Source organism: Achromobacter xylosoxidans A8, assembly GCF_000165835.1.
Taxonomy (GTDB): Bacteria; Pseudomonadota; Gammaproteobacteria; order Burkholderiales; family Burkholderiaceae_B; genus Achromobacter; species Achromobacter xylosoxidans_B.
In genome coordinates this window covers 5900331-5926531 of record NC_014640.1, presented here as the reverse complement: position 1 = coordinate 5926531, position 26201 = coordinate 5900331, and the positions used below count along the sequence as shown (strand labels likewise).

Annotated in this window: 25 protein-coding genes; 11 read left to right on the top strand and 14 right to left on the bottom strand. The window is 62.0% G+C overall.

Features of this window, described 5'->3' with window-relative positions:
* Positions 1 to 75: 75 nt before the first annotated feature.
* From groL to AXYL_RS27385, 3 genes are all read right to left on the bottom strand, one after another.
* The gene (groL, locus tag AXYL_RS27395; protein WP_013396136.1) at positions 76 to 1716 is read right to left on the bottom strand and encodes a chaperonin GroEL; all 1641 of its coding nucleotides are present in this window, start codon (positions 1714 to 1716) and stop codon (positions 76 to 78) included.
* Between the two features lie 37 nt (positions 1717 to 1753).
* Positions 1754 to 2041 (bottom strand): co-chaperone GroES, encoded by a 288-nt coding sequence (gene groES / locus AXYL_RS27390; protein WP_006221616.1) that lies wholly within the window; start codon positions 2039 to 2041, stop codon positions 1754 to 1756.
* A gap of 191 nt (positions 2042 to 2232) precedes the next feature.
* Positions 2233 to 3132, bottom strand: coding sequence for a LysR family transcriptional regulator (locus tag AXYL_RS27385; protein ID WP_013396135.1), 900 nt, complete (start codon positions 3130 to 3132; stop codon positions 2233 to 2235).
* Between the two features lie 175 nt (positions 3133 to 3307).
* On the opposite strand from AXYL_RS27385, the gene AXYL_RS27380 reads away from it, so the two are divergent.
* Both AXYL_RS27380 and AXYL_RS27375 read left to right on the top strand, forming a co-directional pair.
* Positions 3308 to 4837, top strand: a complete 1530-nt coding sequence (locus tag AXYL_RS27380; RefSeq protein ID WP_013396134.1) for an MFS transporter — start codon at positions 3308 to 3310, stop codon at positions 4835 to 4837.
* 291 nt (positions 4838 to 5128) lie between these two features.
* The gene (locus tag AXYL_RS27375) at positions 5129 to 6112 is read left to right on the top strand and encodes a Bug family tripartite tricarboxylate transporter substrate binding protein (protein WP_013396133.1); all 984 of its coding nucleotides are present in this window, start codon (positions 5129 to 5131) and stop codon (positions 6110 to 6112) included.
* Between the two features lie 51 nt (positions 6113 to 6163).
* Here the strand turns inward: AXYL_RS27375 and AXYL_RS27370 are convergent, their stop codons facing one another.
* The gene (locus tag AXYL_RS27370) at positions 6164 to 6589 is read right to left on the bottom strand and encodes an RrF2 family transcriptional regulator (RefSeq protein WP_013396132.1); all 426 of its coding nucleotides are present in this window, start codon (positions 6587 to 6589) and stop codon (positions 6164 to 6166) included.
* A gap of 72 nt (positions 6590 to 6661) precedes the next feature.
* On the opposite strand from AXYL_RS27370, the gene AXYL_RS27365 reads away from it, so the two are divergent.
* From AXYL_RS27365 to AXYL_RS27340, 6 genes are all read left to right on the top strand, one after another.
* Positions 6662 to 7639: an alpha/beta fold hydrolase gene (locus AXYL_RS27365; protein ID WP_013396131.1), complete on the top strand. Its 978-nt coding sequence runs from the start codon at positions 6662 to 6664 to the stop codon at positions 7637 to 7639.
* A gap of 153 nt (positions 7640 to 7792) precedes the next feature.
* On the top strand, positions 7793 to 8722 hold the full coding sequence (locus AXYL_RS27360; protein WP_041654337.1) for a DMT family transporter: 930 nt from the start codon (positions 7793 to 7795) through the stop codon (positions 8720 to 8722).
* 11 nt (positions 8723 to 8733) lie between these two features.
* Positions 8734 to 9132, top strand: coding sequence for a hypothetical protein (locus AXYL_RS27355; protein ID WP_013396129.1), 399 nt, complete (start codon positions 8734 to 8736; stop codon positions 9130 to 9132).
* A 137-nt stretch (positions 9133 to 9269) separates the two neighbouring features.
* Positions 9270 to 9878, top strand: a complete 609-nt coding sequence (locus AXYL_RS27350) for a hypothetical protein (RefSeq protein WP_013396128.1) — start codon at positions 9270 to 9272, stop codon at positions 9876 to 9878.
* Positions 9879 to 10008: 130 nt separating this feature from the next.
* Positions 10009 to 10590, top strand: a complete 582-nt coding sequence (locus AXYL_RS27345) for a hypothetical protein (RefSeq protein ID WP_013396127.1) — start codon at positions 10009 to 10011, stop codon at positions 10588 to 10590.
* A gap of 1 nt (position 10591) precedes the next feature.
* Positions 10592 to 11608, top strand: a complete 1017-nt coding sequence (locus AXYL_RS27340) for a hypothetical protein (protein WP_013396126.1) — start codon at positions 10592 to 10594, stop codon at positions 11606 to 11608.
* A 71-nt stretch (positions 11609 to 11679) separates the two neighbouring features.
* Here AXYL_RS27340 and AXYL_RS27335 read toward each other — a convergent pair whose 3' ends face one another.
* Positions 11680 to 12894 (bottom strand): GGDEF domain-containing protein, encoded by a 1215-nt coding sequence (locus tag AXYL_RS27335; protein ID WP_013396125.1) that lies wholly within the window; start codon positions 12892 to 12894, stop codon positions 11680 to 11682.
* Between the two features lie 326 nt (positions 12895 to 13220).
* On the opposite strand from AXYL_RS27335, the gene AXYL_RS27330 reads away from it, so the two are divergent.
* Together AXYL_RS27330 and AXYL_RS27325 are read left to right on the top strand one after the other, a co-directional pair.
* The gene (locus AXYL_RS27330) at positions 13221 to 14402 is read left to right on the top strand and encodes an MFS transporter (protein WP_013396124.1); all 1182 of its coding nucleotides are present in this window, start codon (positions 13221 to 13223) and stop codon (positions 14400 to 14402) included.
* A 148-nt stretch (positions 14403 to 14550) separates the two neighbouring features.
* Positions 14551 to 15450, top strand: a complete 900-nt coding sequence (locus AXYL_RS27325) for an arginase family protein (RefSeq protein ID WP_013396123.1) — start codon at positions 14551 to 14553, stop codon at positions 15448 to 15450.
* Positions 15451 to 15473: 23 nt separating this feature from the next.
* Here the strand turns inward: AXYL_RS27325 and AXYL_RS27320 are convergent, their stop codons facing one another.
* From AXYL_RS27320 to AXYL_RS27290, 7 genes are all read right to left on the bottom strand, one after another.
* A complete protein-coding gene (locus AXYL_RS27320) occupies positions 15474 to 16307 on the bottom strand; it encodes an ABC transporter permease (protein WP_158307672.1) in 834 nt (277 codons plus the stop codon).
* A gap of 26 nt (positions 16308 to 16333) precedes the next feature.
* Positions 16334 to 17188 carry an ABC transporter permease gene (locus AXYL_RS27315; RefSeq protein WP_013396121.1) on the bottom strand — a complete coding sequence of 285 codons (855 nt, stop codon included), beginning with the start codon at positions 17186 to 17188 and terminating at the stop codon, positions 16334 to 16336.
* A gap of 2 nt (positions 17189 to 17190) precedes the next feature.
* Positions 17191 to 18237 (bottom strand): extracellular solute-binding protein, encoded by a 1047-nt coding sequence (locus tag AXYL_RS27310; protein ID WP_013396120.1) that lies wholly within the window; start codon positions 18235 to 18237, stop codon positions 17191 to 17193.
* 11 nt (positions 18238 to 18248) lie between these two features.
* Positions 18249 to 19370 carry an ABC transporter ATP-binding protein gene (locus AXYL_RS27305; RefSeq protein WP_013396119.1) on the bottom strand — a complete coding sequence of 374 codons (1122 nt, stop codon included), beginning with the start codon at positions 19368 to 19370 and terminating at the stop codon, positions 18249 to 18251.
* A 43-nt stretch (positions 19371 to 19413) separates the two neighbouring features.
* Positions 19414 to 20844: a pyridoxal phosphate-dependent decarboxylase family protein gene (locus AXYL_RS27300; protein ID WP_013396118.1), complete on the bottom strand. Its 1431-nt coding sequence runs from the start codon at positions 20842 to 20844 to the stop codon at positions 19414 to 19416.
* A gap of 123 nt (positions 20845 to 20967) precedes the next feature.
* Positions 20968 to 22494: a M81 family metallopeptidase gene (locus tag AXYL_RS27295; protein WP_013396117.1), complete on the bottom strand. Its 1527-nt coding sequence runs from the start codon at positions 22492 to 22494 to the stop codon at positions 20968 to 20970.
* A 14-nt stretch (positions 22495 to 22508) separates the two neighbouring features.
* Positions 22509 to 23504, bottom strand: coding sequence for a Bug family tripartite tricarboxylate transporter substrate binding protein (locus AXYL_RS27290; RefSeq protein ID WP_013396116.1), 996 nt, complete (start codon positions 23502 to 23504; stop codon positions 22509 to 22511).
* A gap of 187 nt (positions 23505 to 23691) precedes the next feature.
* On the opposite strand from AXYL_RS27290, the gene AXYL_RS27285 reads away from it, so the two are divergent.
* A complete protein-coding gene (locus AXYL_RS27285; RefSeq protein ID WP_041656331.1) occupies positions 23692 to 24372 on the top strand; it encodes a GntR family transcriptional regulator in 681 nt (226 codons plus the stop codon).
* 91 nt (positions 24373 to 24463) lie between these two features.
* Here the strand turns inward: AXYL_RS27285 and AXYL_RS27280 are convergent, their stop codons facing one another.
* Positions 24464 to 25099 (bottom strand): lysozyme inhibitor LprI family protein, encoded by a 636-nt coding sequence (locus AXYL_RS27280; RefSeq protein WP_237709943.1) that lies wholly within the window; start codon positions 25097 to 25099, stop codon positions 24464 to 24466.
* A gap of 165 nt (positions 25100 to 25264) precedes the next feature.
* Positions 25265 to 26164, bottom strand: a complete 900-nt coding sequence (locus AXYL_RS27275) for a LysR family transcriptional regulator (protein WP_013396113.1) — start codon at positions 26162 to 26164, stop codon at positions 25265 to 25267.
* Positions 26165 to 26201 lie beyond the last annotated feature (37 nt).

Here is a 26201-nt window from a genome sequence, read left to right as displayed (position 1 = left end):
GCGAAGGACCGGGGGTTTTTCGGGATACTGCATTCCCCGGCCGAAGCCGGGGAGGCCTTGCAAGGGTAGCGGGACTTAGAAGTCCATGCCGCCCATGCCGCCCATGCCGCCGGGCATGGCCGGAGCAGCGGGCTTGTCTTCGGCCAGTTCGACCACGGCAGCTTCGGCGGTCAGCAGCAGGCTGGCGACGGAAGCGGCGTTTTGCAGGGCGGTGCGGGTCACCTTGGTGGGATCCAGCACGCCTTGCTCGACCAGGTCGGTGTACTCGCCGGTCGCGGCGTTGTAGCCGTAGTTGCCCTTGCCGTTCAGCACGTTGCTGACCACGACGCTGGCTTCTTCGCCGGCGTTGGTGACGATGGTGCGCAGGGGCTCTTCCACAGCGCGCAGGATCAGCTTGATGCCGGCGTTCTGGTCAGGCGTGTCGCCCTTCAGGTCGGTGATGGCTTGCTTGGCGCGCAGCAGAGCAACGCCGCCGCCAGCCACAACGCCTTCTTCCACTGCAGCGCGGGTAGCGTGCAGGGCGTCTTCGACGCGAGCCTTCTTTTCCTTCATTTCGACTTCCGTGGCAGCGCCAACGCGAATCACGGCAACGCCGCCGGCCAGCTTGGCCACGCGTTCTTGCAGCTTTTCACGGTCGTAGTCGGACGTGGCTTCTTCGATCTGGATGCGGACTTGCTTGACGCGAGCTTCGATCGACTTGCTGTCGCCAGCGCCGTCGATGATGGTCGTGTTTTCCTTGCCCACTTCGATGCGCTTGGCTTGGCCCAGTTCAGCCAGGCCGGCCTTTTCCAGCGACATGCCGGTTTCTTCGGAGATCACCGTGCCGCCCGTCAGGATGGCGATGTCTTCCAGCATGGCCTTGCGGCGGTCGCCGAAGCCAGGAGCCTTGACGGCGGTCGTCTTCAGGATGCCGCGGATGTTGTTCACAACCAGGGTGGCCAGGGCTTCGCCTTCGACGTCTTCTGCAATGATCAGCAGGGGACGGCTCGACTTGGCAACTTGTTCCAGCACGGGCAGCAGGTCGCGGATGTTGCTGATCTTCTTGTCGAAAATCAGGACAAACGGATCTTCCAGAGCGGCAACTTGCTTGTCCGGGTTGTTGATGAAGTAGGGCGACAGGTAGCCGCGGTCGAATTGCATGCCTTCGACGACGTCCAGCTCGTTTTCCAGCGACTTGCCGTCTTCGACGGTGATGACGCCTTCCTTGCCGACCTTGTCCATCGCGTCAGCGATGATCTGGCCGATGGAGGTGTCGCTGTTGGCGGAGATCGAGCCGACCTGGGCGATTTCCTTGCTGGTCGTGACCGGCTTGGATTGCTTCTTCAGTTCAGCGACGGCGGCGGCGACAGCCTTGTCGATGCCGCGCTTCAGGTCGATCGGGTTGAAACCGGCGGCAACGTACTTCAGGCCTTCCTGAACGATGGCCTGGGCCAGCACGGTGGCGGTGGTGGTGCCGTCACCGGCGTTGTCGGAGGTCTTGGAGGCAACGTCCTTGACCAGCTGAGCGCCGATGTTTTCGAACTTGTCCTTCAGTTCGATTTCCTTGGCGACGGAGACGCCGTCCTTGGTCACGGTCGGGGCGCCGAACGAGCGCTCCAGCACGACGTTGCGACCCTTGGGACCCAGGGTGGTCTTGACAGCGTTGGCGAGAACATTCACGCCGCGGACGATGCGCACGCGGGCGTCGTCACCGAACAATACTTGCTTGGCAGCCATTTCTTAGCTTCCTTCGAAAATTCGTTTGAGGCGGGGTTTACTGGACCACGGCGAGGATTTCGTCCTCGCGGATGACGAGCAGCTCTTCGCCGTCAACCTTCACGGACTGGCCGGCGTACTTGCCGAACAGAACCTTGTCGCCAGCCTTCAGGTCGACCGGCAGGATCTTGCCGTCTTCGGTCTTCTTGCCGGGGCCGACGGCCACGACTTCACCCTGGTCGGGCTTTTCAGCGGCGCTGTCGGGGATAACGATGCCCGATGCAGTCTTGCGCTCGTTTTCGAGGCGTTTGACGATCACGCGATCGCCCAGGGGACGCAAGGCCATGAGGAACTCCTGTTGCTAAAAGAGAAGGGAATGATCGGTTAGGCCCGGGAACGCTTGTTAGCACTCACCGGTGTCGAGTGCTAATTATAGGGATGATGTTCTAGGGTTCAAGGGGGAGGGGGCGGGTTGTTACATATTGGGGGAAGCTGGCGAGCGTCGAACCACACTGATGCCGAAGTTCAGTCGAATTTCTAAACAAGATTCGGTTCAGTAAATAGGTTCTCTGCCATGAAATCTACAAATGCCCGGACTCGGGGAGATAGCTGCCGATTGGACGGCCATAGGACCCAAAACGTGCTGGAACTACCCGCCCACCGATCCAGCACAATCTGAAGCGCGCCACTTTCCAATGCCGGTTGAACGGCAAAGTCAGGCAGGCAGGCAATGCCGTGGCCCTGCACTGCCATATGCAGTAGCGTCTCGACGTGGTTGCTGGTCATGCTGGCCGTCAGACGAATCACCGTTTCCGATGGCGGGCGGACAAATGGCCATTTCTCTAGCGTGCCAGTAGTCGGAAATCGGTGCATCAGACAGGCGTGTTGCGTCAGTTCTTCCGGATGGAGCGGCGTCCCTCGTTGTGCGAAGTAACCAGGCGCACCGACATACACGAAGCGGCTGCTGCCCAGGCGCTTGCTTAACAAACGGGAGTCGCTGAGTTCGCCCGTACGCACCACGGCATCGAAGCCTTCGGCGATGACGTCCACTAGCCGGTCGCTGAAGTCCAGATCCAGCTCAATCTGAGGGTAGCGATGTGCAAAGGCCGATATTGCCGGCAGCATCAGACCGCTGACCAATGGCAGACTCACCCGCAGGCGGCCCTTAGGACTGGCGGTTGTGCTGGTCAATTCATTCTCTGCCGCGGCGATTTCAGCCAGGATCCGTCGACAGCGCTCAAGGAACAGGGTGCCTTCTGGTGTCAAGCCGACGCTGCGGGTACTGCGCTGAAATAGGCGCACGCCGAGTTTTTCCTCGAGCCGGGCTACCCCCTTGCTGATTGCCGATGCGGAGACGCCCAATTGGCGCCCAGCAGCCGCGAAGCTACGCACCTCAGCGACCAGCACAAAAATTGTCATACCACTCAGGCTATCCATTCCGCCTCCAATAAGTGACAAATTAGTCATGTCAGCGATGAATTTACCCATATTTTTGCCATATTGATTCCTCTGTAGCATTAATTGGGAGTGCCACAGCGGAACTCCGCCCACGCCTTAGCCAGCAGCGGCGTGAGGATTCCTGCGTGGCTTTGGCCTATTGCCTGGATACCCGATGACAGTCAGCACTTCAGCCGCAGGCTCGACAGCCTACAAAGCCCCATTAATCTTGACTGGCTGCCTGACAGCAGCGGTCATCCCATTAAGCATCGCCGGCCCCGCTGTGGTGGTGCCCTCAATCAATCAGGCCCTTGGGGGGAGCGCCGCGGAACTTACTTGGATCATCAACGCCTACATCCTTACCTACGGCAGTGCGACGCTAGCTGCAGGGAGTCTGGCGGACACGTATGGGCGCAAGCTGCTGTGGTTGGCTGGCATGGTCCTGTTCGCGCTCGTTACGGCTGCAATTCCTTTCATGCAATCCGTTCTGTGGATCGACATTTTGAGGTTGATCCAGGGGCTGGGGGCAGCTGCGGCGTTCGCGGGCGCAATGGCCGCATTGACACAGGAGTTCGACGGACACGCACGCACTCGTGTTTTCAGTTTGATTGGGACGACCTTTGGCGCGGGAGCTGCATTTGGTCCGTTCCTGGCCGGATTCTTGATCGATACCGTGGGTTGGCATTGGGTGTTTCTAGCGCCGGCAGGGGTTGCATTGCTTGCTTCCGTCCTGATCGCGCTATTTGCACGTGAAACACGTGATCCCGAAGCTACGGGGTTGGATTGGCCCGGAGCAATCACCTTCACTATCGGGCTCGCTGTGCTCACCTACGGCCTCATCCTTGCCCCCGAGCAGGGCTGGGGCCACACGTCGGTACTGACTTCTTTGGCGAGTGCCGTTGGACTGTTGATCGTCTTCGCCTTCATTGAACTGCGGCGAGCCAAGCCTATGCTCGACCTCTCCCTATTCGCTAACGCGCGCTTTGTAGGCGTGCAGGTGTTGGCGGTTGCGCCGGCCTATGCATACATCGTGCTGCTCATCATCTTGCCCGCCCGATTCATCGGGATGGAAGGCTACAGCGCGTTGGCGGCGGGGAAGATGATGATTGCGTTGTCTGCGCCATTACTGGTGGTTCCTTTGATCGCAGGCCAACTGGCGCGCTGGATCAATGTCGGAGTGTTGTCAAGTATTGGCCTTGTCATCGCCGCGGCCGGTTTGTCCTGGTTGGGTTACGGCATTGCTGGCGATGTCCAAAGTAACCGCTTGGCTGCGATGCTGCTGATCGGCGCGGGTATCGGTTTGCCATGGGGACTTATGGACGGTCTGGCGGTCAGCGTGGTGCCCAAAGAGCGGGCCGGCATGGCGGCGGGGATCTTCAACGCGATTCGTCTGGCTGGGGATGGCATCGCGATCGCAGTGGTCGGGGCCATCCTGTCTGCTCGGATTCTATCGGGCTTGGCAGCTGCAGCCGAGGATGGCGCGTCAGGTCACGTGAGAACGAGCGAGTTGGTAAAGGCTTCGAATCGGCTGGCGATGAGCGACCTGCAAAACGCCATGATTCACCTACCGATGATGGAACAAAATTCCTTGCTGCAGGTGTATGAGAGCGCCTTTCAGTTCCAGCTCCTTGTCTTGGCAGCTGCTGCGGCAGCGACAGCAGTTTTGGTGTTTCTACTGTTGGGAAAAACGAAGATGCATAACTGAGTCGCGCAGGTTAGGGGGGCACGTCACTTTTCAGCGCCCCGAGTGGGGCGGGAAGAAGCCACGAAACGGATTTGCGGGGGGCAGGTCATTTGGACTGAAGCCGTCTCGACAAGCCGCGCTTGTCGCCGGCAGTTAGGGTTATCCGGGATTCTTTATGCTTAAACTTTTGTGAAGAATGAGCGGCGGATGCAGGGCCGCCGCCGCGATGCGGCATCAAGGCGGTTCACCGTGGTGCGGCATGTGACGCACCGTGCGCGGGATCGCGGGGTGAGCCCCCATAAGGAGAATCGCATGCTGTTGCGTAGACGTTGTCTGGCCATGATGATGCTGGCGCTGACCGGCTGGGCGACGGGCAGCCATGCGCAAACGCCGTCTCAGGCCTGGCCCGTCAAGCCCGTGCGCCTGGTGGTGGGGCTGGCGCCCGGAGGGTTGGTCGACGTGCTGGCGCGCACGGTGCAGCCGCACTTGGCCGAGGCCTTGAAGCAGACCGTTATCGTGGAGAATCGGGGCGGTGCGGGCGGCAACGTGGCGGGGGCCGAGGTTGTGCGCAACGGTGGAGACAACCATACCTTCCTGCTCAATCCATCGACGACCGAATCGGTCAACCCACTGATGTTCGCCAGCATGCCGTTCGATCCGCAGCGAGACCTGCGGCCGGTTGCCTTGCTGGCCAACAGCCAGCTGTTCCTGTTTGTCCGGTCCTCGCTTGGCGTCAATACGCTCGAAGAGTTCGTGGAATACGCGCGCAAGCGGCCCGATCCTCTCAATTACGGTTCGGCCGGAAACGGCACGACGCCGCATCTGGCCGGCGAGCTGCTCAAGCAGGCTACTGGCATGCAGGCTACCCATGCGCCGTATCGCGGCGTGGCGCCGGCGATACAAGACCTGGCAGCGGGCCAGATCGACTTCGCGTTTGGACCCGCCACGGTCTTTCCCATGGTGCAAGCGGGCAAACTGAAGGTACTTGCGGTGGCGAGCCGGCAACGCGCTGCCGTGGCGCCCGACATACGAACCTTTTCCGAGGTCGGCATCGACGGTGTGTTCGCGGACAGCCTGTTCGGCGTGTATGCCGCCGCTGGCACCCGCGATGACGTGGTCGATCGCATGAACGCCGAAATCAACAAAGTGCTCGCGCGGCCGGAGATCCAGGCGCGCTTTCTCGATGCGGGCGCCGAGGCGCTACCGCTGCGCGTGGCCGACTATGCCGCGCGCGTGCAGGACGAAAAGAAATTGTTCGCGCCGTTGATGAAGTCGTTGGGGCTGAAAGAACAGTAGATAGAACAACGATAAAAGCTGCGCCTGCGTAGCTCATTCAACTCTACGGCGTCATCCTTCCTCGCGCGAGGCAATCTCCGCGGCAAGCTCGGAAAGCGATACCGCGCCCAAGCGTTGCAGCAAGGCATGCTCGCCTTCGCGCAGGGAATCCGCCACTAATTGATTCGCCGTTCGTTCCACGGGGCAGGCAGGATTGTCGTCGGCCGGCCCGATGGCAAAGACCGTGCCATGGGCGATGGCTTCATGGACATCGCGCGCGGTGATGGTTTCCAGCCCCCTGGCCAGTACCCAGCCGCCATTGCGCCCGCCCGTGGAGGTCACCATGCCGGCGGCGCGCAGCGCCGCCATGGATCGGCGAACCACCACCTCATTCGTATGCAGCATTTTGGCCAGCGTTCCAGAAGTGGTCGTGCCGCCGCGCAAATGCATGTGGATCAAGACGTGCAGCAGACGGGCAAGGCGGGTGTCATTGGCCATGGGATCGAAATACCGTAACTACAAGTGTTACGGTATTATAGCTGCGCCGGATACTTCCTGAGAGCTAACCCGATGATCGACCTTGAAACACGCGATGTGACCGCCAACGGCATCACGCTCAATGTCACGGCCCAGGGCGAAGGTCCACTCGTCGTGCTGTGCCACGGTTTCCCCGAGACCGCTTATGCCTGGCGCCACCAGCTTCCAGCCCTGGCGCGGGCGGGATTCCGCGCCGTGGCCCCGGATTTGCGCGGTTATGGTGCCAGCGACAGTCCGACGGATGTGGCGGCGTTCACGACATTGGATGTCATTGGCGACCTGGTCGCGCTTATCGAAAGCGAGGGAGCCGATGATGCGGTGATCGTGGGTGGCGATTGGGGCGCCAGCATCGCATGGCAGGCAGCCCAATTGCGTCCGGACCGCTTTCGGGCCGTCGTCGCCCTGGGCGTTCCCATGATGCGCAGAGCGCCGGTTGCACCCAGCCGCCTCTTCCCCAAAACCGAGTCCGCCGCGTTTTACACGCATTATTTCAACGAGCCGGGAGTTGCCGAAGGGGAATTCGAGCGCGACATCAGCGCAACCCTGCGCGCCATCTACTTCGCGGCATCGGGCGACGCCGGACCGCGTGACGACCCTGGCACGCCCAATCCGTTTGGCATGGTCGCCGCTGGCCGGGGCTTGCTCCATTCGCTGCCTGTCCCTGAGACGCTGCCGGTCTGGCTCACTTCGTCGGATCTGGCGACCTTTGTCCAAAGCTACACCGCCAGCGGTTTTCGTGGCGGCCTCAACTATTACCGGAATCTGGACCGCAATTGGGCGCTACAGGGGGCTTTGGAGGGAAAGACGGTGGATGTGCCTGCGCTCTATCTCGTAGGAGAAAGGGATACTGGCTTGGCGATTCCCGGCATGGATCAGATCATCGCGGCCATGCCAGCCCTCGTTCCTCAGCTGCGCGCTATTGAAGTCATTCCCGGCGCGGGGCATTGGTTGCAACAGGAAGCCCCCGAGGCAGTCAACAAGGCGCTCGTCGATTTCCTGAGGAGCCTTTGAGCGTGCGAAGGAGCCATATTGCAATATCGCGTTGAAACTGCGCCAGCTAAAATCCCGCATGCGCACTGACTGCTGTCACGGATGGACAAGCTCGATGCCTTGCGTTTGCACCGTCGCCTCGCGCGACCACTGCGGCTCACTTTCGAAGCACAAATGAAAAATACGTTGATGGCCACGCACCTGCGCCTGGTCGGCATGGCAGCGCTCTGGGGCGCGTCCTGGTCTTGGGGCAAGGTCGTCGCCCAGTCCATGGCCCCACTGGCCGCGGCCAGCCTTCGATTCCTGTTTGCCAGTGTGGCGTTGGTCCTGTGGATGCATCGCGCGTCGGCGCTGCGGGGCTTGAAGTCTCTGACGCGCAATCAATGGCTCGGCCTGGCCGCCGCCGCGCTGGCGGGCGTCTTTGGTTACTCCAGCTTCTTCATGTTGAGCCTGCAGCTGGTTCCGGCCGGCAAGGCCGCGATCGTGGTGACGCTGAATCCGGGCGCGACGCTGTTGCTGGCGGCGATCCTGTTCCGCGAACACCTCAACCCCGCCATCCTGGCTGGCATGGTTCTGTCGGCCATCGGTGCGTATATCGCCATCGGCGGCGGGGTTTCACAAGCCGCCGCCGGCTCCGGCGTGGGCATCGGCGAACTGCTGCTGCTCGGCTGCGTGGCCTGCTGGGTGGCCTACACCCTGATCGGCCGGCTGGTGCTCAAAGGCGTGGACGCCCTGACCACCACCACGGTGACCACCGTGATCGGCGCGCTGATGCTGCTGCTCACCAGCCTGATCGTGGAAGGCGTTCCCGCTTGGCAGAGACTGGGACAGGCGCCGGCCAGCGCCTGGGGTAGCCTGCTGGCTTTGGCGTTCGGGGCGACCGCGATCGCCTACGCCTGGTACTTCGAAGGCGTGAAGGCGCTGGGCGCCGGGGCGGCCTCCGGCTACATCACGCTGGTGCCCGTGTTCGGCGTGCTGTTTTCCAGTCTCTGGCTGGGCGAAGCCACCCCCGCGAATCTGTTCATCGGCGCCGCCCTTGCGATCTCGGGCATGGCGATCATGCACGTCGGCCGGCGTCGTGCCGAGGCGCGACAGCGCCGATAAACGGTCCTTCCATGCAGCCCTATACCCACGACAACATGCTGGCCCAGGAGACCTGGCTGGACTGCGCGACCGCCGACGGCGGCCGGCTGCGCGTGGTGCTGCTCGCAGCCGATCCGCTGGCGGCGGCGCCGCTGCTGGCGCGGGCCCGCTCGATTGCTCAAGCGCTGGCGACGCACCGCGACGCCGCGCTGCATTTCCTCTGGCAGGCGGGACGCGACAGCGGCGACCCCGAAGATCCCTCTGTGACGTTCCTGGAACACTTCACGCCATCTGACCTGATCGTCGCGGCCGACGGGGGCTACGTGCTGCACCTGGCGCCGCGCGACGCGACTTGGTTCATGGATGGCTATTGGCCGGCCGTACGATTTGCGGCGGATGACCGGCCTACGGACTGGATCTGCGAATCTTGACCTGAGTCGTCGTATCCAAAGCGGCCATTTGGCGCTTGGAGGCAATGCCGCGTCAGGTTCCGCACAGGCGCATGATTACACTCTGATCGTGACTCGTGCGTCATTCACGGAGAAGTCGACATGCAATTGGCTCAAACATGACTAGCAACGAAGGGATCCAGGCCTCGGTCTATACCCGATGGCACCAGTTGTCGGTGCCGTTGGCCTTCGCCCTGGCGGCGGGTAGCTTCATGCTGGTGGTGTTCAACCGTGGGCCGATTGCTCTGGCGGTTGTGCTGGCGGTGCTGGGGTTGCTGGTGCCGCCGCTGGTGGCGTTCAAGGGCTTTCCCACACGCAATACCGTCAAGGTGACGTCCGAGGGGCTGGAGTTTTCGCGCCGCTCTCCCGTCGCCTTCGCGCAATTGTCCCGCTGGGGCACTGACGATTATCTCAAGCTGGTTCGTCCCGGCCTGCCAACGTTGCTAGTCAGTGCAGTGGACCTGCCCACACGTGAACGTCTGTTGCGCGAGTTTGAGCTGGCCTTGGCGGCGTGGCACAAGCGCCAGCCCGCTGGTACGCAGGCGGCGCGCCGCACACATTTCTATGGTTCCACGGCAGGACGCCTGACGGGCTTGTTGATCATCGTGCTGGGGGCGGGTGCGGCGGTCATGGCGCTGAGCTTGCGCGAGCCGTCGATGTCGCTGGCTATCGTTGGCGGGCTGGGAGCGCTGTTCGGATTGACGATGCTGTTTGGCCGGCGGGGCTGAGGGCGCTGGGCACGCCGTGGCCCATCCGTTCGCATCGGCAGGTCCGCCGCAAACAAGGATATAGTGGTGCGCCCTCCAGGCTTCCGCCTTTGCGGCGAGCCAGGATTTTTCTTAGCTTCAGGATGCTTGCATGACCATGACCGCCGAACAGTTTCATCAACGCATGTGGGAAATCCTGGATCCCGTGGACACCGAACATTTTGAGGTCGTGGCCGCGCCCGCGCCCGATGCGGAGGCGATTGCCGGTCTGGAGACCGCTGTAGGCTTCCCGCTGCCAGCGGCGTTTGCGGCCTTCTGCCAGCGTACCAACGGCCTGTGCGTGATGGCGCGCGAGGAAGTCTGGCCGCATGCGAAGGAGTTCGAGGTCGGCCCCGCCTGGACTTTCTGGCGCGGTCTGGTGTTGTTGGGCATCGATGCGCCGGAGTTGCCCGAATGGGCCAGCATCTCGGCGCAGCAGCGCCAGCTCGCCGAGGCCGGTTTGTCCGGCATCCTGCCCGTGCTGAAGATCGTGGGTGACGGTAGCCGGATCTGGGGCCTGGACCAGGCGGGGACGGTCGTGGCGATCGATGACCTGACCGATGTGGAGCCGCTGGCCGGCGACCTCACCGATCTCTACGCCGAACAGATCGCCGATCTGATGCAGCGCCAGCAGGATATGGCGCAGCGGCTGGCCGAACGCGCGGCGCGCAAGCAGGGCAAGCTGCCGGGGTAGCATGAGCGCAATGCTGCAAGTCACGGAAGAACCCCTGGCCGATGAGGACATCGTGCTGCTGCGCCGTGGCCGTCGCGGCAGATCCCTGACGGCCGTGTTCGCGGGGCTGATGTTCCTGCTGCTGGCGAGCAGCGCGATCGTGTTCGTCGTCCTGTTCGCGTCCGATCGCAGTCTGCGCCGCGGCGCTGACGGGGTGGTGGTCCTGTTGTGCGCAGTGGCGATGATGTGCTTCGCGGTCTTTCTTGGACGCAGGTTGTTGCGGCTGCCGCGCGCTTGGCGCCGCTTCAACCAGGCGTTGAAGGGGCGGATACCCAAGCAGATCGCTTCCGGTCACCTGACCGGCTTCGTTCCGGCCGAGATCCCCGGCATCTGCTACATCTTCGGCGAGCAGCGCGTGGACGTGGCCCTGCCGTTCTGGAACGAGATCACGCGCGACACCCGCGAAGGCTTTCGGCCAGTGACGGCTGCGGCGCTGACGAACCTGCCCGTGCGCCTGCATCTGCTGACGCTGCTGCCCGGTACGCCGCCCGTGCTATTGCGGGCTGAATACCCGATGAGCGCGCAGGCCTGGAATTCGGTCGAGGAAGTCAGCGATGCCGACCGCGAGACCGTGCGCAAGGAAGAACTGAGCCTGCGCAAGTTCTTCTACGCGCTGGCGCTGGTGCCGCTGGCCGGCAGCCTGTTCCTGGGGCCCTTGATCCTGCTGGCCGCATTCTTCGTCCTCATGGGGCTCGTGCTGGGCATGCGCAGCCCCAGGCTGAAGCGCGCCCGCTACAAGCACGGGGTACGCGGATTGGTCGAGGAAGTCGTGACCTATCGCCTGCGCGCGTCCAACTCGAACGTTTCCACGCTGGTCCACAACTATCGCATCGGGGGCGTGATGTATCGGGTCGAGCATTTCGGGCAAGCTGCCGCGCCGGGCCAGCGCGTTGCCTTCGAGTATCTGGACGGGACGGGCATCATGGGGCCGAGCGCCTTGTTCTTTCGGATCGAAGACGAGCCGGTCATGACGCTATGAGCGCGGTGCGCTGCCCGCCGCAATGAGCCCTGTCGGGATCGCTGCGTGCGCCGCGGGCCGAGCCAGTGACATCACACCTGTGCGCAACACGCTTGAGTGCTTGCGTTGTCGCCAGGCTCGTGGCGGCCATGCCTGGTGTCGGCCGGCGCTACACCCGCAACCGTGCAATTTCGACCTCGTCGCTTCGCCTCGTAGAGCAGGTCGTCTGCTCGCTTCAACGCGCTGGCGAAAGGTTCTCCTGCTCGCATGAGGGTCACCCCCATGCTGGCAGTGAACCGCGAATTCGGAACCTGCGGCGCCCAGCGCTGCGCCACGAAACTGGTACGGATATCCTCGGCGATCGCGGTGGCGCTTTCCAGATTCGCCGCGGGCAGCAGCAGCAGGAACTCTTCTCCGCCCAGCCGGGCTGCATGGATGTGAGGGGCTGCCTGCGGCCTGAGCAGGGCGCCGAATCGCGCCAGCACCATGTCGCCAAACGCATGGCCGAAGTCATCGTTGATGCGTTTGAAGTTGTCGATGTCGGCCATGATCAGCGCGGCCGGCGCCGCCGCATCCGAGAAAAGGCGTCCGGAAGCGGAGGCAAGCAGGTTATCAAGTCCTTGGCGATTCAGCAGGCCCGTCAAGGCGTCGGTATGGGCATGGCGGCGGTATTTCTCTATGGCGTCGTAGCTCGTGGCGATGAAGACTGCGAAGGTCAGGACTATGCTTCCAAGCAGGCCGGTGTATTGGATCAGGATGCCCCAGACAGAGGTTCTCCATTCGCCCGTTGCGAGCGGCGCTATCGGGGCGGCAAGGTACAGGATGCACTGGCCCGTCAACACCAGCGCGATGAAGAGGAATGCGGCGGTGAGCACCCTGTCCGACGTAGTCGCGGCCTGCCTGGCGAAGGACAGCGCGGCTCGCCAGGTCACGAGCGCGCAACAGGCTTGCACGAAGAACGTCTCCAGTCTTGCGCTGGCAAACAGCACTACCGAGACGACTACCATCGCCGTCGAAGCAAGCAGGACCGCAACATCGAAGTAGGGGGGAATCCGGCCGCGACGGCGGCTTTGGAGGGCACGGCAGGCCAGGATGACGCCGCCCAGAATGAAAGCATCCTCGACGACCTGTTTATATGGGGAAAGTGCGCTGGCCTGCACCAGCATGACGGCGTAGCCCACGCCCAGGCACGCCAGGGCGTAGCCCCACCGGAGCGTATTGAAGCCAATGAAGCGTGCGGCGCAGAGTCCGATGGCGCACATCAGGATCGCCGCGGGCACGGACCATTCAAGAAGGGTTGCGGGCATGGACAGGCGAATACGTGGAACAGTACCCAGTCGAGCGCATGCTCGGCCGACACAATTTGCGTGAGAAATATTACGGTGTGTCGCAATGTATCGCCAGGACTTAACCGTCAAGGATTGTCAAAGCGTTGCAGCCGCGTTCGCCGGAAAGCGAAAGCCGGTATACGCCGGACGCTGAGCAGCCCGGGAGATACCTGGCGGCTGTCAGCTGGCCGACAGCCGGGCGCGCGGGGCTCCAGCTACACTTTCGGCATTCCGCGCCGATGGCTGCCGGACCGGTCCCTTGCCCTGGGGCAAGGCGGCGGGCGGCCGATCTCTCACCTCCCGCCATGTCGCAAACCGATTCGTTCAATCTGAAGCAGATCGCCGTGCCGGCGTTCGGCCCGTCGCTGCTCTATGGCATCAGCAACGGCGCCATCCTTCCCGTGATCGCGCTCACCGCGCGCGATCAGGGCGCGTCGATGGCGACCGCCGGCCTGATCGCCGCCCTCATCGGGGTCGGCTCGTTGCTTTCCAACATTCCGTCCGCGCTGATCACCCATCGCTTCGGCGAGAAGCGCGCCATGGCCGGCGCGGCGGTGTTGAGCGTGGTCGGCCTGCTGCTCGTGATCGGCGTGCCCAATCTCTGGGTGCTGGCGCTGGCCATGCTGATGCAGGGGTGCGCGCAGTCGGTGTTTCAGCTGGCGCGCCAGAGCTACATGATAGAAGTCGTGCCGCTGACGTACAGGGCGCGCGCCTTGTCCACGCTCGGCGGTACGACACGGATCGGCACCTTCTTCGGCCCCTTCGCGGGCGCGGCGCTGATTCATTTCCTGGGGCTCGACGGCGCCTATTGGATTGCCGTTTGCGCCATGCTCGGCGCGGGATTCATCGCCATCAAGGCGCCCGACATCGAGCCCTCGGGTGGAGCGGGCGCGGGCGCGCCGCGCGCGCGCATGGGCGAGGTCGCGCGCGACCATCGCGGCGTGTACGCCACGCTCGGCGTGGGCGTGATGCTGATCAGCGCGCTGCGCGCGTCGCGCCAGGTGGTGATTCCCCTATGGGCAGACCATCTGGGCCTCGACGCCGCCACCACTTCGCTTATCTACGGGCTGGTCGCCGCAGTCGACATGTCGGTGTTCTATCCCGCGGGCAAGGTGATGGACCAGCGCGGCCGCTTGTGGGTGGCACTGCCTTGCACGCTGCTGATGGGACTGAGCCTGATGGCGATCCCGCTCACGGACGGAGTGGCGAGCTTCATCCTGGCGTCGGCGGTGCTGGGCTTCGGCAACGGCATCGGATCGGGCATCGTGATGACACTGGGCGCCGACGCCGCCCCAGCGGGCGCGCGCACGCAGTTCCTCGGCATCTGGCGTTTCATGGCCGACCTCGGCTCGAGCGGCGGGCCCGTGGCGCTGTCGGTGCTGACCGCCCTGGTGTCGCTCGGCGGCGCATCGTTCGGCGTAGGCACGCTGGGCCTGGTGGCGGCCGGCGTGTTCTGGCGCTGGCTGCCGCGTAACGCGCAGGCTTGAGAGCCCTGTTCCAGGCCTCCCAATCGCATCGGGAGCCGTCCGCGTCCCGGCAGGGCAGCGGAAGATAGGGGGCCAGATTGAGCTTTCGCGCCGTAATTTGTAGTCTGACATCATATTTTCTGCGGAATAGCCGCCTGCGGAGACGCTGATGCCGACTCTCTCCTATGCAATCCTCGAAGCCCCTTCCACGCTAGGGCTGGCGACCTGCGGTGTTGAGCGCCTGCCTGATCAGCTCCTGGCCCACGGCCTTGCTGAGCGTATCCATGCGCGTCACGGCGGGCGATTGGCTGTACCTCCCAAGGATCCGACGCCCGATCCTGATACTGGCACCCTGAACGCCAAAGCCATTGCGGCGTGGTCGCCCAAGCTCGCCGACGCGGTGGAAGCGGTGCTCGACGCGGGCGAGTTTCCGGTTCTGCTAGGCGGCGATTGCACAATCTTGCTGGGTTCCATGCTCGCGTTTCGCAGGCGCGGCCGCTATGGTCTGCTCTTCATCGACGGCAACGCCGATTTTTTCCAGCCCGAGGCGGAACCCAACGGGGAAGGCGCCTCGATGGACCTAGCCTTCGTCACCGGCTACGGTCCGCCGCTATTAACCGACATCGAAGGGCGCGGTCCTCTAGTCCGCCCTGAAGACGTAGTTGCGTTCGCGTATCGCGATCACGACGACCAAAAGGAGTACGGGAGCCAGCCTCTTCCTGAAACGATCAAGACGCTTGATCTCCCCGCAGTGCGTTCGATGGGCATCGAGGCTGCCGCGCGGCAGGCCGTCGATCACCTGACGCGAACAGAGCTTGACGGCTTCTTTATCCACCTTGACGCAGACTGCCTTGACGACGCCATCATGCCTGCTGTCGATTTTCGCGTGCCTGGCGGCTTGTCGTGGGAAGAGCTGACGGCCGCGCTGCGGATTGCGCTGTCGAGCGGCAAGGCAGTCGGCCTTGAGATCACTATCTACAATCCGCATCTCGACGAAGATGGCAGCGCCGGGCGCGGCCTGGTCGATTTGCTGGCTGCAGCCCTCGGAACGGCAGGGTCGTCGGTGTAAACATGGATGCCGCAACGCAACCTCTACCCAGTGCTGCTGCGCTCTAATTTCGGGCGTCGCATCAGCGCGGCAATTGCTGCCACCATCAGGATGGAAACCGCGACCAGCATCGTCGCGACCGCGGTAATGGTGGGATCGATGCGTTCGAGAAGCTGAGTGAACATGCGCTTGGGTATCGTGTCGTGCGTCCCAGCCAGAAAAATCGTGACAGTGATTTCGTCAAAGCTGATCATGAAAGCGAATAGCCAGGCAGCGAATAGATTGGGAGCCATGTTGGGCGCGACCACCCGCCAAAGCACAATTGCGCGCGATGCGCCAAGTGTGCAGGCGACCTGCTCGACGCGGACATCGAGCGCGGCCAGACCGGTGGACACCACCAGTACGACATAGGGCGCGGCCAGGACCGCGTGCGCCAGAACAAGTCCGCCCATGGTTCCGAGCAGGCCAATGTTGGCAAAGAAGATATAGAGTGCGACGCCTGTAATGACGTGCGGTACCACCATGGGCGCCGCGAAATTCAACTCGAGTAGAGACCGGCCACGGAACCTGCCGCGAACCAGTCCGTATGCGGCGACGCTGCCGAGGCAAAGAGCGATAAGGCTCGAAATCAGTGCAATGAATACGGAGTTCTGGAGTGCTTCGATCCATCGCGGGTCGCCGAAGAATGCTTCGTACCATCGCAACGAGTAGCCAGGCGGGGGGAACTCCAGGGTACTGGAACTCGAGAAGGACATCGGCACCACGATGGCGACGGGAATGCAAATGAAGAACAGGACAAGAGATGCGTAGACGGCCAGTATGGCGGGGCCTGGTTTGCGGATTCTCTTGCTGTCCTGCATAGCCTTGGATTCTTCCATTAGAAGCCTTGACGACATGGGAGACCTCATGACGAACGTAGATTGAGTCGCCCAAGTCTTCTGCTTGTGGCGTACAGCGCCAGGCAGGCAAGCAGCAGAGCGATGGAAATGGCGGATGCCAGGTTCCAGTCGGGCATGCGGTTGATCAGCAAATCCAGCATGTTGACCAGCATTGGTACGCGTCCGCCACCCAGAATCATGGGTGTGACGTAGAAGCCGAGGGCCATCAGAAACACCAATAGCCCTCCCGCTGCGAGCGCGGGCAGAGTCAGCGGCAAGAATATTCGCCAAAATGCCGTCCATTCCGTCGATCCCAGGGATCGCGCCGCATGCAGGAGTCTTGGATCGACTTTGCGCATTGCCGCGTACAGGGGCAGTACCAGAAAGGGCAGCAGGGCATTGACCACGCCGAGGGTTACGCCGCCGCGGTTGTACAAGAATGCGATCGGACCGTCGATGAGACCGCCAGCTTGCAACAGGCCGTTGACGATGCCGGCGTTGCCCAGCAGGATGATCCAGGCATAGGTACGGATGAGCACGCTAACCCAGAATGGGATGACCACGAGCGCAAGGGCGAAGAGCTGTGCTCTGGGAGTCAGACCGTTGATCCAGTATGCCAAGGGATAGCCTAGCGCCATGCAGGCCAGCGTGGCGAGCGCGGAGATGATGAAGGTATTGGCGATGACCTTCAGATAGAGCGGCGAGCCGAGTAGCTCGCCATAGTGCGCCAGCGTCGGATGGGGCCAGCCGAAGCTGCGGATCAGTGTGTCGAGTAGCGGTAGATTGAAAGCCAATACCATCAGCATGAGCAATGGCGCGACCAGCTTCAGCTCCGCCCGGCTGCTGCGCGGCAGCGTAGCGCTTTTTTTCGTCGGGTGCATTTTCAAAGCCCTAGCTTGAAGAGTTGCCACCGCTTTTCGACCACGGAGGCATGGGCGGCCCAGAATGCTTCATTGGGGAGGATTTGTACTTCCCGATTGGCCCGGCTCGTCGGGAACTGCGCCAGCTTGTCCTGCGGGAGCAGCTTGTCCAGGTAGGGACTATTGCCGGTATAGGGGATGATCTTCGCCGCCTCTGCCTGGGAAGCGGGCAGCGTCATCTGATGGAGCAGACCAAAGGCGGCGCTGGCTTGGGCCGGCGCGGCGCCTCGCGGCATGACGAAGTAACCAATATTCAGCAGCCCCTGATTGAATTCCAGGCGCAGCTTTGGGTTCCCCGCAACGCGGCCCGAATAGGAGGCGGCGTAGCGGACTTCGTTATCCAATAGCAGTTGCGCGGGCTGGGCGCCGCTGGACCACCATACCGGTACGTGCGATTTGATCCGCTCCAGGCTGGCGAAGGCTCGATCGAAGTCGATTGGGTAGAGGTTCTCGGGCGCCACGCCATCGGCAAGCAACGCGATGGGTAGGGAGTAGTACGGGATATCGGGCAGTGAACGCCAGCCCGGAAACTTCGTGGTATCCCAGAAATCCTTCCAGTTGGACAAGGGAGTGGCATCGGCCCGTCCGGATAGCGCGACCGAGAAATACTGATACCCCATCCCATGTGTGTGCCGCGCCTCGGGGAACATCGCATCGGGATCGATCCGTGCCCAGTCCAAAGGCGCCAGCAGGTCAAGCGCCATGGCTTGGGCCAAGGCGGGGCCGCCGATTTCGTGCAGCACGGCGTCGATGCGCCCGGATTCGACCATCGCCCGCAGTTTTCCCAGGGGCGTTCCGGTAGTGTCTTCCCGTTGCACCGTGATGCCGGTGCGCGCGGTGTAGGGATCGATGTAACCTTTTTGGAGAGCCTCGCCGGACTGGCCCCCGGCCGCGATGATGCGTATGGACTTGACCGTTGCCGACGCTGGTGCTGCGGCACGCACCAGGGTGGGGGTGGCGCATGCGCCCATGGTAGCCAGCGACGACTTGATGAAAGTACGACGTTCCATGAAGGACTCCGTTAGTGCAGGTGGGTGACAGTGGCGGGGGGATGCGCCAATTCGGCAGGGTGTTTCTCCGGAAGCAGCCAGACGGCGTCTTCAGGCCATGAGAGAACCACATGGTCTCCAATAGCGAACCGGACTTTTTCGTCGCTGGCGGCGACTATGAACGGACGCGCCTGGCTGGTTTGGACGTGATAGCGTATGGACTGCCCCAGATAGACAATGTCCAGGACGCGCCCTCTGAGGCCCGCGTGCCCGGCAGATGGGGCGGATAGTGTGGCCCGTTCGGGCCGGACGATCGCCTGCACGAGATCGCCGTCCGTTGGTGGCTGTGATAGGCCCGAGGGATGGACTACCAGCCTCTCGCCTTCTCCAAGGTCAAGAATGAGCTTGGAGTCTGCCGTCGCAAGACGGCCGCGCAGGAAATTGGCGGTACCCAGAAAACCGGCCACAAACGAATTGCTTGGCCGCGAGTAGATTTCCTGCGGCGACCCGACCTGCTGCATCATGCCATCCGCCAGGAGCATCACCCGGTCGGACATGGACAATGCCTCTTCCTGGTCGTGGGTAACAAGGATGGTCGTCGTACCCAGAGAACGCTGCAGCCGCCGCAATTCCACCTGCACCTCTTCGCGCAGTTGTTTATCCAACGCTCCCATGGGTTCGTCCAGCAGCAGGATGTCGGGCTGGAAGACCAAGGCTCGAGCGAGCGCTACACGCTGTTGTTGCCCGCCGGACAACTGCGCGGGCCGACGGCTCTGCAGACCGTCCAGGCGCAGCAACGCGAGCACTTCCTTCACCTTCTTGTCTATTGCGGCGGCATCGTTGTGCCGGATTCGCAAAGGAAACGCGATGTTCTCGCGCACCGACAAATGGGGAAAGAGTGCATAGCTTTGGAAGACGAGACCGATGTTGCGCTGTGCAGGGGGGAGTCGGGTGACGTCGCGCGGGCCGAGGAAAATTGCTCCTTCGCTGGGCAGCGTAAGCCCGGCTATCAAGGCCAGCGTAGTGCTCTTGCCGGAGCCGCTTGGGCCGAGGATGGTCAGGAACTCCCCCTGTTCCACGTGCAAATTCAAATCTCGCAAGGCGGTCGTGCCATCGTAATGCTTGGACAGTTTCGCAATGGTGATTGCTGTCATATCGACTCCCCCTATTCTTGTTGGCGCTACAGTGCTTGGGTGCTCAGTAGGTATGGGCGTTGGTTTGCGCCGTCAGCTTGTTATCGCGAACGTTTTTGACGGCTGCGCGCAGGTCGTCCAGGTAGCTGTCCATGATCGATTGGTGCACCGGATTCACCATGAAGTGGATTGCCACGGGATCCACGCCGACGCCGACGAACCATCCCTTTTTGTCCAGCTCTTGAGCGACAGCGTTGATGTCGACCGACGAATCTCGCGATCGATAAAGCACGAAAGAAAGCTCGCTATGAGGACGGAGTACCTCCAAACCCTCGATGTCTTCGATCCCTCGAATCATGCGATTGCGCGTATCGGCCACGATCTTGGCGATACCCCGATATCCCTCGGTGCCCAGGTAATTCAAGACCGCCCACGCCGAGGCGACGGGGCTGGCGGGGCGTGTGCCGAGAAACGTGTCCGTCTCGTAGTGGCCACGGGGCCAATCGTCGAATTCGAAGCGTTGGTGTTGTTTGAAGGTTTCGTTGCGATAAAGAATCAGTGAGGCGCCTTTCGCGGCGAATCCGTACTTGTGGATGTCGGCCGAGATGCTTGTGACGCCAGGCAGCGAGAAATCAAAGTCAGGAATGGGTTCGCCATTGAGCTTCATGAACGGGCCGAGAAAGCCGCCCACGCACGCGTCCACATGCAGCGGAACGTGGTGCTTCAGCGCGACCTCCGAAAGTGCGGCGATCGAATCGTAGACTCCATGCGGATATGCCGGAGCGGAACCCACGATCAATGCCGTGCGCTCGTCAACAGCGGCATTCAACGCCTGGACGTCGACCCGGAAATCGTCGCGGATGGCAATACGCTGCACGTCCATGTCCAGGTAATACGCCGCCTTGTTAAAGGCCGGGTGTGCTGAGCGCGGAACCACGATCTTGAGCCGTTCGTGGCCGGCTACAACCCCAGTCGCTCTTTTCAGGCTACGCGCCGATTTCACCGCCTGGAAAATGCTCTCGGTCCCACCCGAAGTGAAGCTGCCTGCGGCGCTAGCCGGAGCATTGAACAGGGACAGCGCCATGTCGACGACTTCCGATTCCAGGCGCTGGACACTGGGGAACGCCTTGCGGCCCAGGCCATTCTCCATGAAGTACTTTGCCGAGGCGTTCTTCGATACGGCTCCGAGCGCGTCATCCAGCCAGTAGACATAGAGCGCCATCCTGCCTTCGTCCCAGCGGTAGTCCCCATTCTTGGCGTCGTCCAAGCGCTTCTCCAGCGTTGGCCAGGGCGTGCCGGTGGCTGGAAATTCGATTCGCGGGGACGGGGGGGAATAAGGCGTCGTCATGGCAGGTGCTTTATGTGAAAGTGAATGAAAAATTAAGATATCACGAACAATATAATTTGTGATCACAAAATAGATAGGGAATTCCCGTGAGTGGGCCAGACGATCCATCGTCATCCGCGAAATTTCCGTGAGAGCGCCCAGTTCCATGGACGCGCGAATGCCCGCCGGAAGGTCGACGTGCAATGTGATTGCATCTTTTGCGAGAAGGCCTCTCTGCGAGGCATGAAAGATGTCGCGCTCGGACCACGCGACGCGATATGCCGCGCCGGCTTAGGCGAAACGATCGACCGAGTACCAAGGCCCCAGCAGAGGTTCCGCCGTTACGTCGTGCTCGGGCCAAATCCGACTATCACTCCAGGCGTAACGGCCGGGAGCATAAATACTAAGCCCCGGGGTAGCGACAGCGAGCGCCGTCCCGATGCCCGCAAAGTTCAGCTTGAAGTGGTAGCCCGACTTGATCCCGACAAAATCAAATTCGCCCGGCTCGACGCCATGGCTGCGGAACCCCTGCGGATCGTGTATCAGTCCAGGCTGGCTGGTGGCGATGACGACGGAACCATCGGGCATGCGCAAAGTAGCTGTCGAGCCGAGCTGAATCAACGTTCCCTGCTTGTAGGGTCCGCTCACGACGTAGCTCCCCGGGCCCAGGGCGATGACCTCGGCTTGGGTTTCCAGCGACGACAGGCCAGGCGTATCAAGGCCCCCGAGTCTGGCGACGAAGCGAGCTCCGACACCAAGCGCATGCGCATGCTGGACCGCCTGTGCATCGGTCACTGTTACGGCGCCGCGTAGCGGCCGCTGGCGATGCTGGGCATGGCGCAGGATTTCAATGCTGTCGCCTGGCGCTCCAGCCAGCACACGATCTCCCATATCTGCCAAAAGAAATGGGCGTTCTTCGGGACTTTCCTGAACCTTCTCGAGAGCCGCATCCGTAGTCGGTAGCGTATCCAGAAATTCGTCACGTCGAAGCCAGAAATCGCCTGCCAATTTTTCGGCCAGCTTGGCGGCGAGCGCGGCATCGCCGTCGGCGATGACCAGCGCGCCCTGGCCCATGGCTTGGCCGTTGGCGTAGGGAAAAACGTTGAATAGAGAAATATCCAGTAGCGCTGGGTGTTGACGCAGCATCTGGCGGGCTTGCTCGTGTAGCGCGTGGAGCGGGCCAGAACTGGTGTCGGCATTTCCGGGCAGAATCATGCGCGCCTTAGTGAGCACCGAGACCGGCTTGATCGTCTTCCGGACAGCAGCCTCCAGCAGTTGGACGCAGCGGCGGCCGCAGTCCATGACGTCGCGATGGGGGTTTTCCTTGCAGGCACTGACAATGTCTGCCGCACTCAGCATGTCGGCCGTTATATGGCAATGAAGATCCAGGCCGACGGCAATTGGTACGTCCTCGCCCACCCAGGTGCGCAAGAGTTTAAGGAAGTGGCCTTCGACATCGCTGATCGACGCGGTGGCCATGGCCCCATGCAGCTCCAGCGCGATGCCGTCGATTCGTCCAAATTGGTCAAGAGCGCTTTCGATGCTTGTCTTGAATCGCGTCAGGAGATTCTCATACACGTCCTCATCGACGGGGCCGCCAGGCGCCGCCTCGGCGAAGAGGACGGGTATCACGGTGTGCTCCCGTTGCGTCAGCTCCGAAACGATGCCTCCCAAGGTGGTGCCTGCACCTTGCATCTCAGCTATGAGTTCAGGGCCTTCGATCCATGTAAATGCGCTTGCGGTGGTCGGGCGAGGGTTGAACGCATGGGTTTCGTGGAAAAAGCCGCCGACAAGAATTTTCAAGGATTCGGTTTTCATGCCAGTTCAGACGCTCAGTTGATCCGCGGCATTTGCGTGTCGCGGATCATCTGTCCCATTTCCTGGAGGCCCTTTTTTAACTGTGCGGCATATTCGGCGCCGTTCAGCGGCATTGCGTCCATGCCCAACTTGTCGAATGACTCGAGCGTCGCGGCATCACGGACTGCCGCGAGGGCTGCATCTTGCAAAATGGCAAGCACCTCGGGCGGCGTGCCGAGCGGTGCCGCAAGCCCGATCGACGAGTCGATCTGCACTGGCCAGCCGCTCTCCCGAAGCGTTGGTACGTCTGGGTACTCAGGCCAACGCATCGGCCCCACTGACGCAATCATTCGCAGTTTGCCGGCCTGCATGTGCGGTAGAACGTCGGAGGGGTTCGCGACGGTGACATCTATTTGCTTGCCCAGGAGGGCGTTGACAGTCTCGGTGCCGGACTTGTACAGGACTTGTTCGAACTTGCCTCCGGTCTGGCGACTTAGCTCGAGCACCGCGAGGTTGACTGAGGCGCTGGGTGAGCCGAGAAAAACGCCATCTCCCTTCTTGGCGGCGTTCAGCAAGTCTTGCAGGGTGAGGTAGGGCGAATCGGTGCGCACCACGATGCCGTAACGGTATCGCCCCACGCCAGCCACGAAGGCGAAATCCTGAGCTCCATAGGGGAGCTTCATCAGGTGCGGCAGGATGGCCTGTGTGGAATAAGTGACCACGCCGACGGTATAGCCGTCCGGCGTCTGGCGCGCCACATAGCCTGGGCCGAGCGTCCCGAGCGCACCGGGCTTGTTTTCGACCACCACGGGTCGGCCCAGTCTCGCTTCCATGCCCTTGGCCAGAACGCGCGCAGCCACATCGGTGTTACCACCGGGGCCGTAATTTACGACGAGGTGAATTTCGTTCTTGGGAAAGTCTGCCGCCGCGGCGGCTGTCCCCAGGCTCGAGAGGGCAAGGAAGGCGGCGAGGGCTATGTGCGCGCGTGGGCTGGCATCAATGCTGCAATTCTGGGACGTGGTGTTGGCCATGTCGAATCCCCGGAGTGTCGATTTTGTTCCAGAAATATATCACTTATGGAAAATAATGTGATCACAAAATAACGCTAGGGAATTCCCTTGCCACGTAGCTAGGCAAGGACGCCGGAGTGCACCGTGCGAAATTCTGGGAGAATTGGCCCTGTTTTATGTCACATTCAACTCCGTCATGCAGCGTGTCATGTCCGAAGCAACCCCAGAAACAGCTATGCGCGAGAGCGTCTATCAAGGCATTCGTGGGTCTCTGATCTGCGGGCGTTTCGCGCCCGGGGAAAAACTGCTGCTGCGGCAACTCGCGTCGGAATTCGAGGTCAGTCTGACCCCGGTTCGAGAGGCGCTGCATCGCCTCATTGCGGAAGGCGTGCTGACGCAGGAGCACAGCCGCTCCGTGCGTGTGCCCATATTGTCGAAGGCACGGGTGCTGGAGTTACGGGACATCCGCCTTTCGTTGGAAGGCCTGGCTGCTGAACGCGCCGCTGCGAACGCGACGGCGGCGGACATCAAGGTGCTGGAGCGGTTGGCAGGCGAGGTTGAGGCCGCCCGGCATTCGGGCGATATCGCAAAGGACACGCAAAAGGTGGCCGAGTTTCAGGTCGCTCTTTACCGGGCTAGCGAAATGCCCGTACTCGTGCGGCACATCGAAATGCTGTGGCTGCAGACCGGTCCTTACATCCGGCTGTTGCATCCAGATTTCATCCGCATGGTGCAACAAGTGCGCGCAGGATGGCGATATGAGCTATGCGATGCTTTGCGCAAGCGAGACGGTGGCAAGGCGCGGCAATTGATAGAGACCGACATTTCCGAAGCCCTTACTTATTTAGCGAATCTTTTCGACGCGGCCGCATTGATCAACCACGTGTGAGGGCTTCGGTTGTTGAGCGTGGAGTGGTGGGACCACGCCGCTTTTTATTGAGCGGAATGAAGTCCATTCAACATGCCCAATTTCCCTCTGCTCAGCGCACCGCGAACCAAGCCCCCTCCAGGCTGCCATTCATGCCGCAGAACGGCGGGCCGAAGCCGTCGTTTGCCACCCCGGCGGGCGGCGTTTCACGCACCATCAGCACGGCGCCGCGGCGCGTCAGGTCCAGGGTCCAGGGCGGCCCGTCCTGATAGCTGACGATCAGGCTGTCGCCGGAGGCGACCGCCTTGCCGCTCAGATCGCAGACCCAGCGGCCGTTGTAGGGCTGGGCCGAGTTGGCCGCCACGAACAATTGGCCGTCGGCGGTTCGGGTGATTTCAATTTCACCCTCGAGGTTCTTCCACTTGCCGACGAAGCCGGCAGCTGGCTGGGGATTGATGGCCTTCAGAAAATCCAGGCGGTAGCGCATGCTGGTGCCGATCTCTTTGACGGGAGTGCTTCCCGTAAAGGGCTCGGCATAGATGTTGTCCCGCACGCTCAGGAAATAACGTTGATCGGAGGTCAGCGATTTGACCGCCTCGGCGTCGAGCTTGGCACGCACAGCCTTGTACTGCTGCGCGATGGCCGCATCCTGGTCAGCCAGCGCCGGGTGGGCGCAAATGGCTTTTTCGACCGGAGACGTGGCTTTGGCGCAGTTGAAAGAGGGGGCAGCCGCGGCGCTGCCTGCCATGGCCAACGATGCTGCAAAGACCAGATGACGGATCATCGTGTGTAGTGCTCCAGGTTGTGTGCAGGTTCGGGCAGCCCGCAGGCGCCGAGATAACGGCGCAGTTTACCGGCGCGGACGCTGTTGCGCTGTCTGCCGCCTGCATGACCGCGCGTGCCGCGTCGTGGGCTATTTCTTCCTCTGGCTGGTCTTGGCCTGTTTCCAGAACGCTGCTGCCGCGGGAGACAGGCGGTTCTCGTTCAGGCATGCCAGTCCGACGCGCCGTGCCGTCTTGGGCAGCAAAGGCCGGTAGACCACGCCGGGATAGGCGTCCGGCAATGCCAGCGATGCCACTACCGATATTCCTTCGCCCTTCTGCACGAACGCCAGGATCGACAGCATCTGGGTCAGTTCGTGTGAAATCTTCGGCGCGGTGTCGGATCGCGCGAACATTTTGGCAACCAGGCTCTGTGATCCGGCGTGAGTCAGGATCAAGGGATAGCGGCCCAGGTGGCGGATGTCGATGGCTGCCTCCGCAGCGAGCGCATGTCCTTCCGGCAGCACGGCAACCAATTCGTCCTCGGCCAATTGGAGGGTGTCGAAATTGCTTTTCGGCAGGGTGACGACGCCGATCTCCAGCCGGCGCTCGATCAAGTCCTGTTCGATCTCGCCATCGGCTTTCTCGAAGACCCGTACATCGATTCCGGGGTAGAGCTGCCGAAAGCGTTGCAGCAGCGGCGGAAGTAGCTGCAACGAGGAACTCAGGCCAAACGATCCCAACCGAAGCATCCCGCTGTTGAGGCCCGCGCTTGCGCCCGCCGTTGCCTGGATGAGATGCATCGCGGCAAACAGGTCGCGCACATGAGGCAGTATCTGCTGCCCGGCATGGGTGAGTTCCAGCTGCGGAGCATTGCGATCAATCAGGTCTGTGCCCAGCGTGGTTTCGAGCGCACGCAGTACGTGGCTGGTGGTGGACGGCGTCATGCCTATCTTGGAGCCGCCGCTGGCGATGCCGTCCGACGCAGCGAGCGACAGGAATAGCTCCAGTTGACGCAAGGTTGGCGCATTGGGTCCAAGCGGAGATGTCATATTGAATTCAAATTCAATTGTTGTTGAATTCTTTGAA

Excerpts from the sequence above, each read along its gene's own strand:
- AXYL_RS27365 (WP_013396131.1), top strand. The coding sequence starts at position 6,662 with ATGATCGACCTTGAAACACGCGATGTGACCGCCAACGGCATCACGCTC.
- AXYL_RS27340 (WP_013396126.1), top strand. The coding sequence starts at position 10,592 with ATGAGCGCAATGCTGCAAGTCACGGAAGAACCCCTGGCCGATGAGGAC.
- AXYL_RS27355 (WP_013396129.1), top strand. The coding sequence starts at position 8,734 with ATGCAGCCCTATACCCACGACAACATGCTGGCCCAGGAGACCTGGCTG.
- AXYL_RS27370 (WP_013396132.1), bottom strand. The coding sequence starts at position 6,589 with ATGGCCAATGACACCCGCCTTGCCCGTCTGCTGCACGTCTTGATCCAC.
- groES (WP_006221616.1), bottom strand. The coding sequence starts at position 2,041 with ATGGCCTTGCGTCCCCTGGGCGATCGCGTGATCGTCAAACGCCTCGAA.
- AXYL_RS27380 (WP_013396134.1), top strand. The coding sequence starts at position 3,308 with ATGACAGTCAGCACTTCAGCCGCAGGCTCGACAGCCTACAAAGCCCCA.
- groL (WP_013396136.1), bottom strand. The coding sequence starts at position 1,716 with ATGGCTGCCAAGCAAGTATTGTTCGGTGACGACGCCCGCGTGCGCATC.
- AXYL_RS27280 (WP_237709943.1), bottom strand. The coding sequence starts at position 25,099 with ATGGCAGGCAGCGCCGCGGCTGCCCCCTCTTTCAACTGCGCCAAAGCC.
- AXYL_RS27350 (WP_013396128.1), top strand. The coding sequence starts at position 9,270 with ATGACTAGCAACGAAGGGATCCAGGCCTCGGTCTATACCCGATGGCAC.
- AXYL_RS27325 (WP_013396123.1), top strand. The coding sequence starts at position 14,551 with ATGCCGACTCTCTCCTATGCAATCCTCGAAGCCCCTTCCACGCTAGGG.
- AXYL_RS27320 (WP_158307672.1), bottom strand. The coding sequence starts at position 16,307 with ATGGAAGAATCCAAGGCTATGCAGGACAGCAAGAGAATCCGCAAACCA.
- AXYL_RS27385 (WP_013396135.1), bottom strand. The coding sequence starts at position 3,132 with ATGGATAGCCTGAGTGGTATGACAATTTTTGTGCTGGTCGCTGAGGTG.
- AXYL_RS27305 (WP_013396119.1), bottom strand. The coding sequence starts at position 19,370 with ATGACAGCAATCACCATTGCGAAACTGTCCAAGCATTACGATGGCACG.
- AXYL_RS27290 (WP_013396116.1), bottom strand. The coding sequence starts at position 23,504 with ATGGCCAACACCACGTCCCAGAATTGCAGCATTGATGCCAGCCCACGC.
- AXYL_RS27295 (WP_013396117.1), bottom strand. The coding sequence starts at position 22,494 with ATGAAAACCGAATCCTTGAAAATTCTTGTCGGCGGCTTTTTCCACGAA.
- AXYL_RS27375 (WP_013396133.1), top strand. The coding sequence starts at position 5,129 with ATGCTGTTGCGTAGACGTTGTCTGGCCATGATGATGCTGGCGCTGACC.
- AXYL_RS27335 (WP_013396125.1), bottom strand. The coding sequence starts at position 12,894 with ATGCCCGCAACCCTTCTTGAATGGTCCGTGCCCGCGGCGATCCTGATG.
- AXYL_RS27310 (WP_013396120.1), bottom strand. The coding sequence starts at position 18,237 with ATGGAACGTCGTACTTTCATCAAGTCGTCGCTGGCTACCATGGGCGCA.
- AXYL_RS27275 (WP_013396113.1), bottom strand. The coding sequence starts at position 26,164 with ATGACATCTCCGCTTGGACCCAATGCGCCAACCTTGCGTCAACTGGAG.
- AXYL_RS27345 (WP_013396127.1), top strand. The coding sequence starts at position 10,009 with ATGACCATGACCGCCGAACAGTTTCATCAACGCATGTGGGAAATCCTG.
- AXYL_RS27360 (WP_041654337.1), top strand. The coding sequence starts at position 7,793 with ATGAAAAATACGTTGATGGCCACGCACCTGCGCCTGGTCGGCATGGCA.
- AXYL_RS27300 (WP_013396118.1), bottom strand. The coding sequence starts at position 20,844 with ATGGAACTGGGCGCTCTCACGGAAATTTCGCGGATGACGATGGATCGT.
- AXYL_RS27285 (WP_041656331.1), top strand. The coding sequence starts at position 23,692 with ATGTCCGAAGCAACCCCAGAAACAGCTATGCGCGAGAGCGTCTATCAA.
- AXYL_RS27315 (WP_013396121.1), bottom strand. The coding sequence starts at position 17,188 with ATGCACCCGACGAAAAAAAGCGCTACGCTGCCGCGCAGCAGCCGGGCG.
- AXYL_RS27330 (WP_013396124.1), top strand. The coding sequence starts at position 13,221 with ATGTCGCAAACCGATTCGTTCAATCTGAAGCAGATCGCCGTGCCGGCG.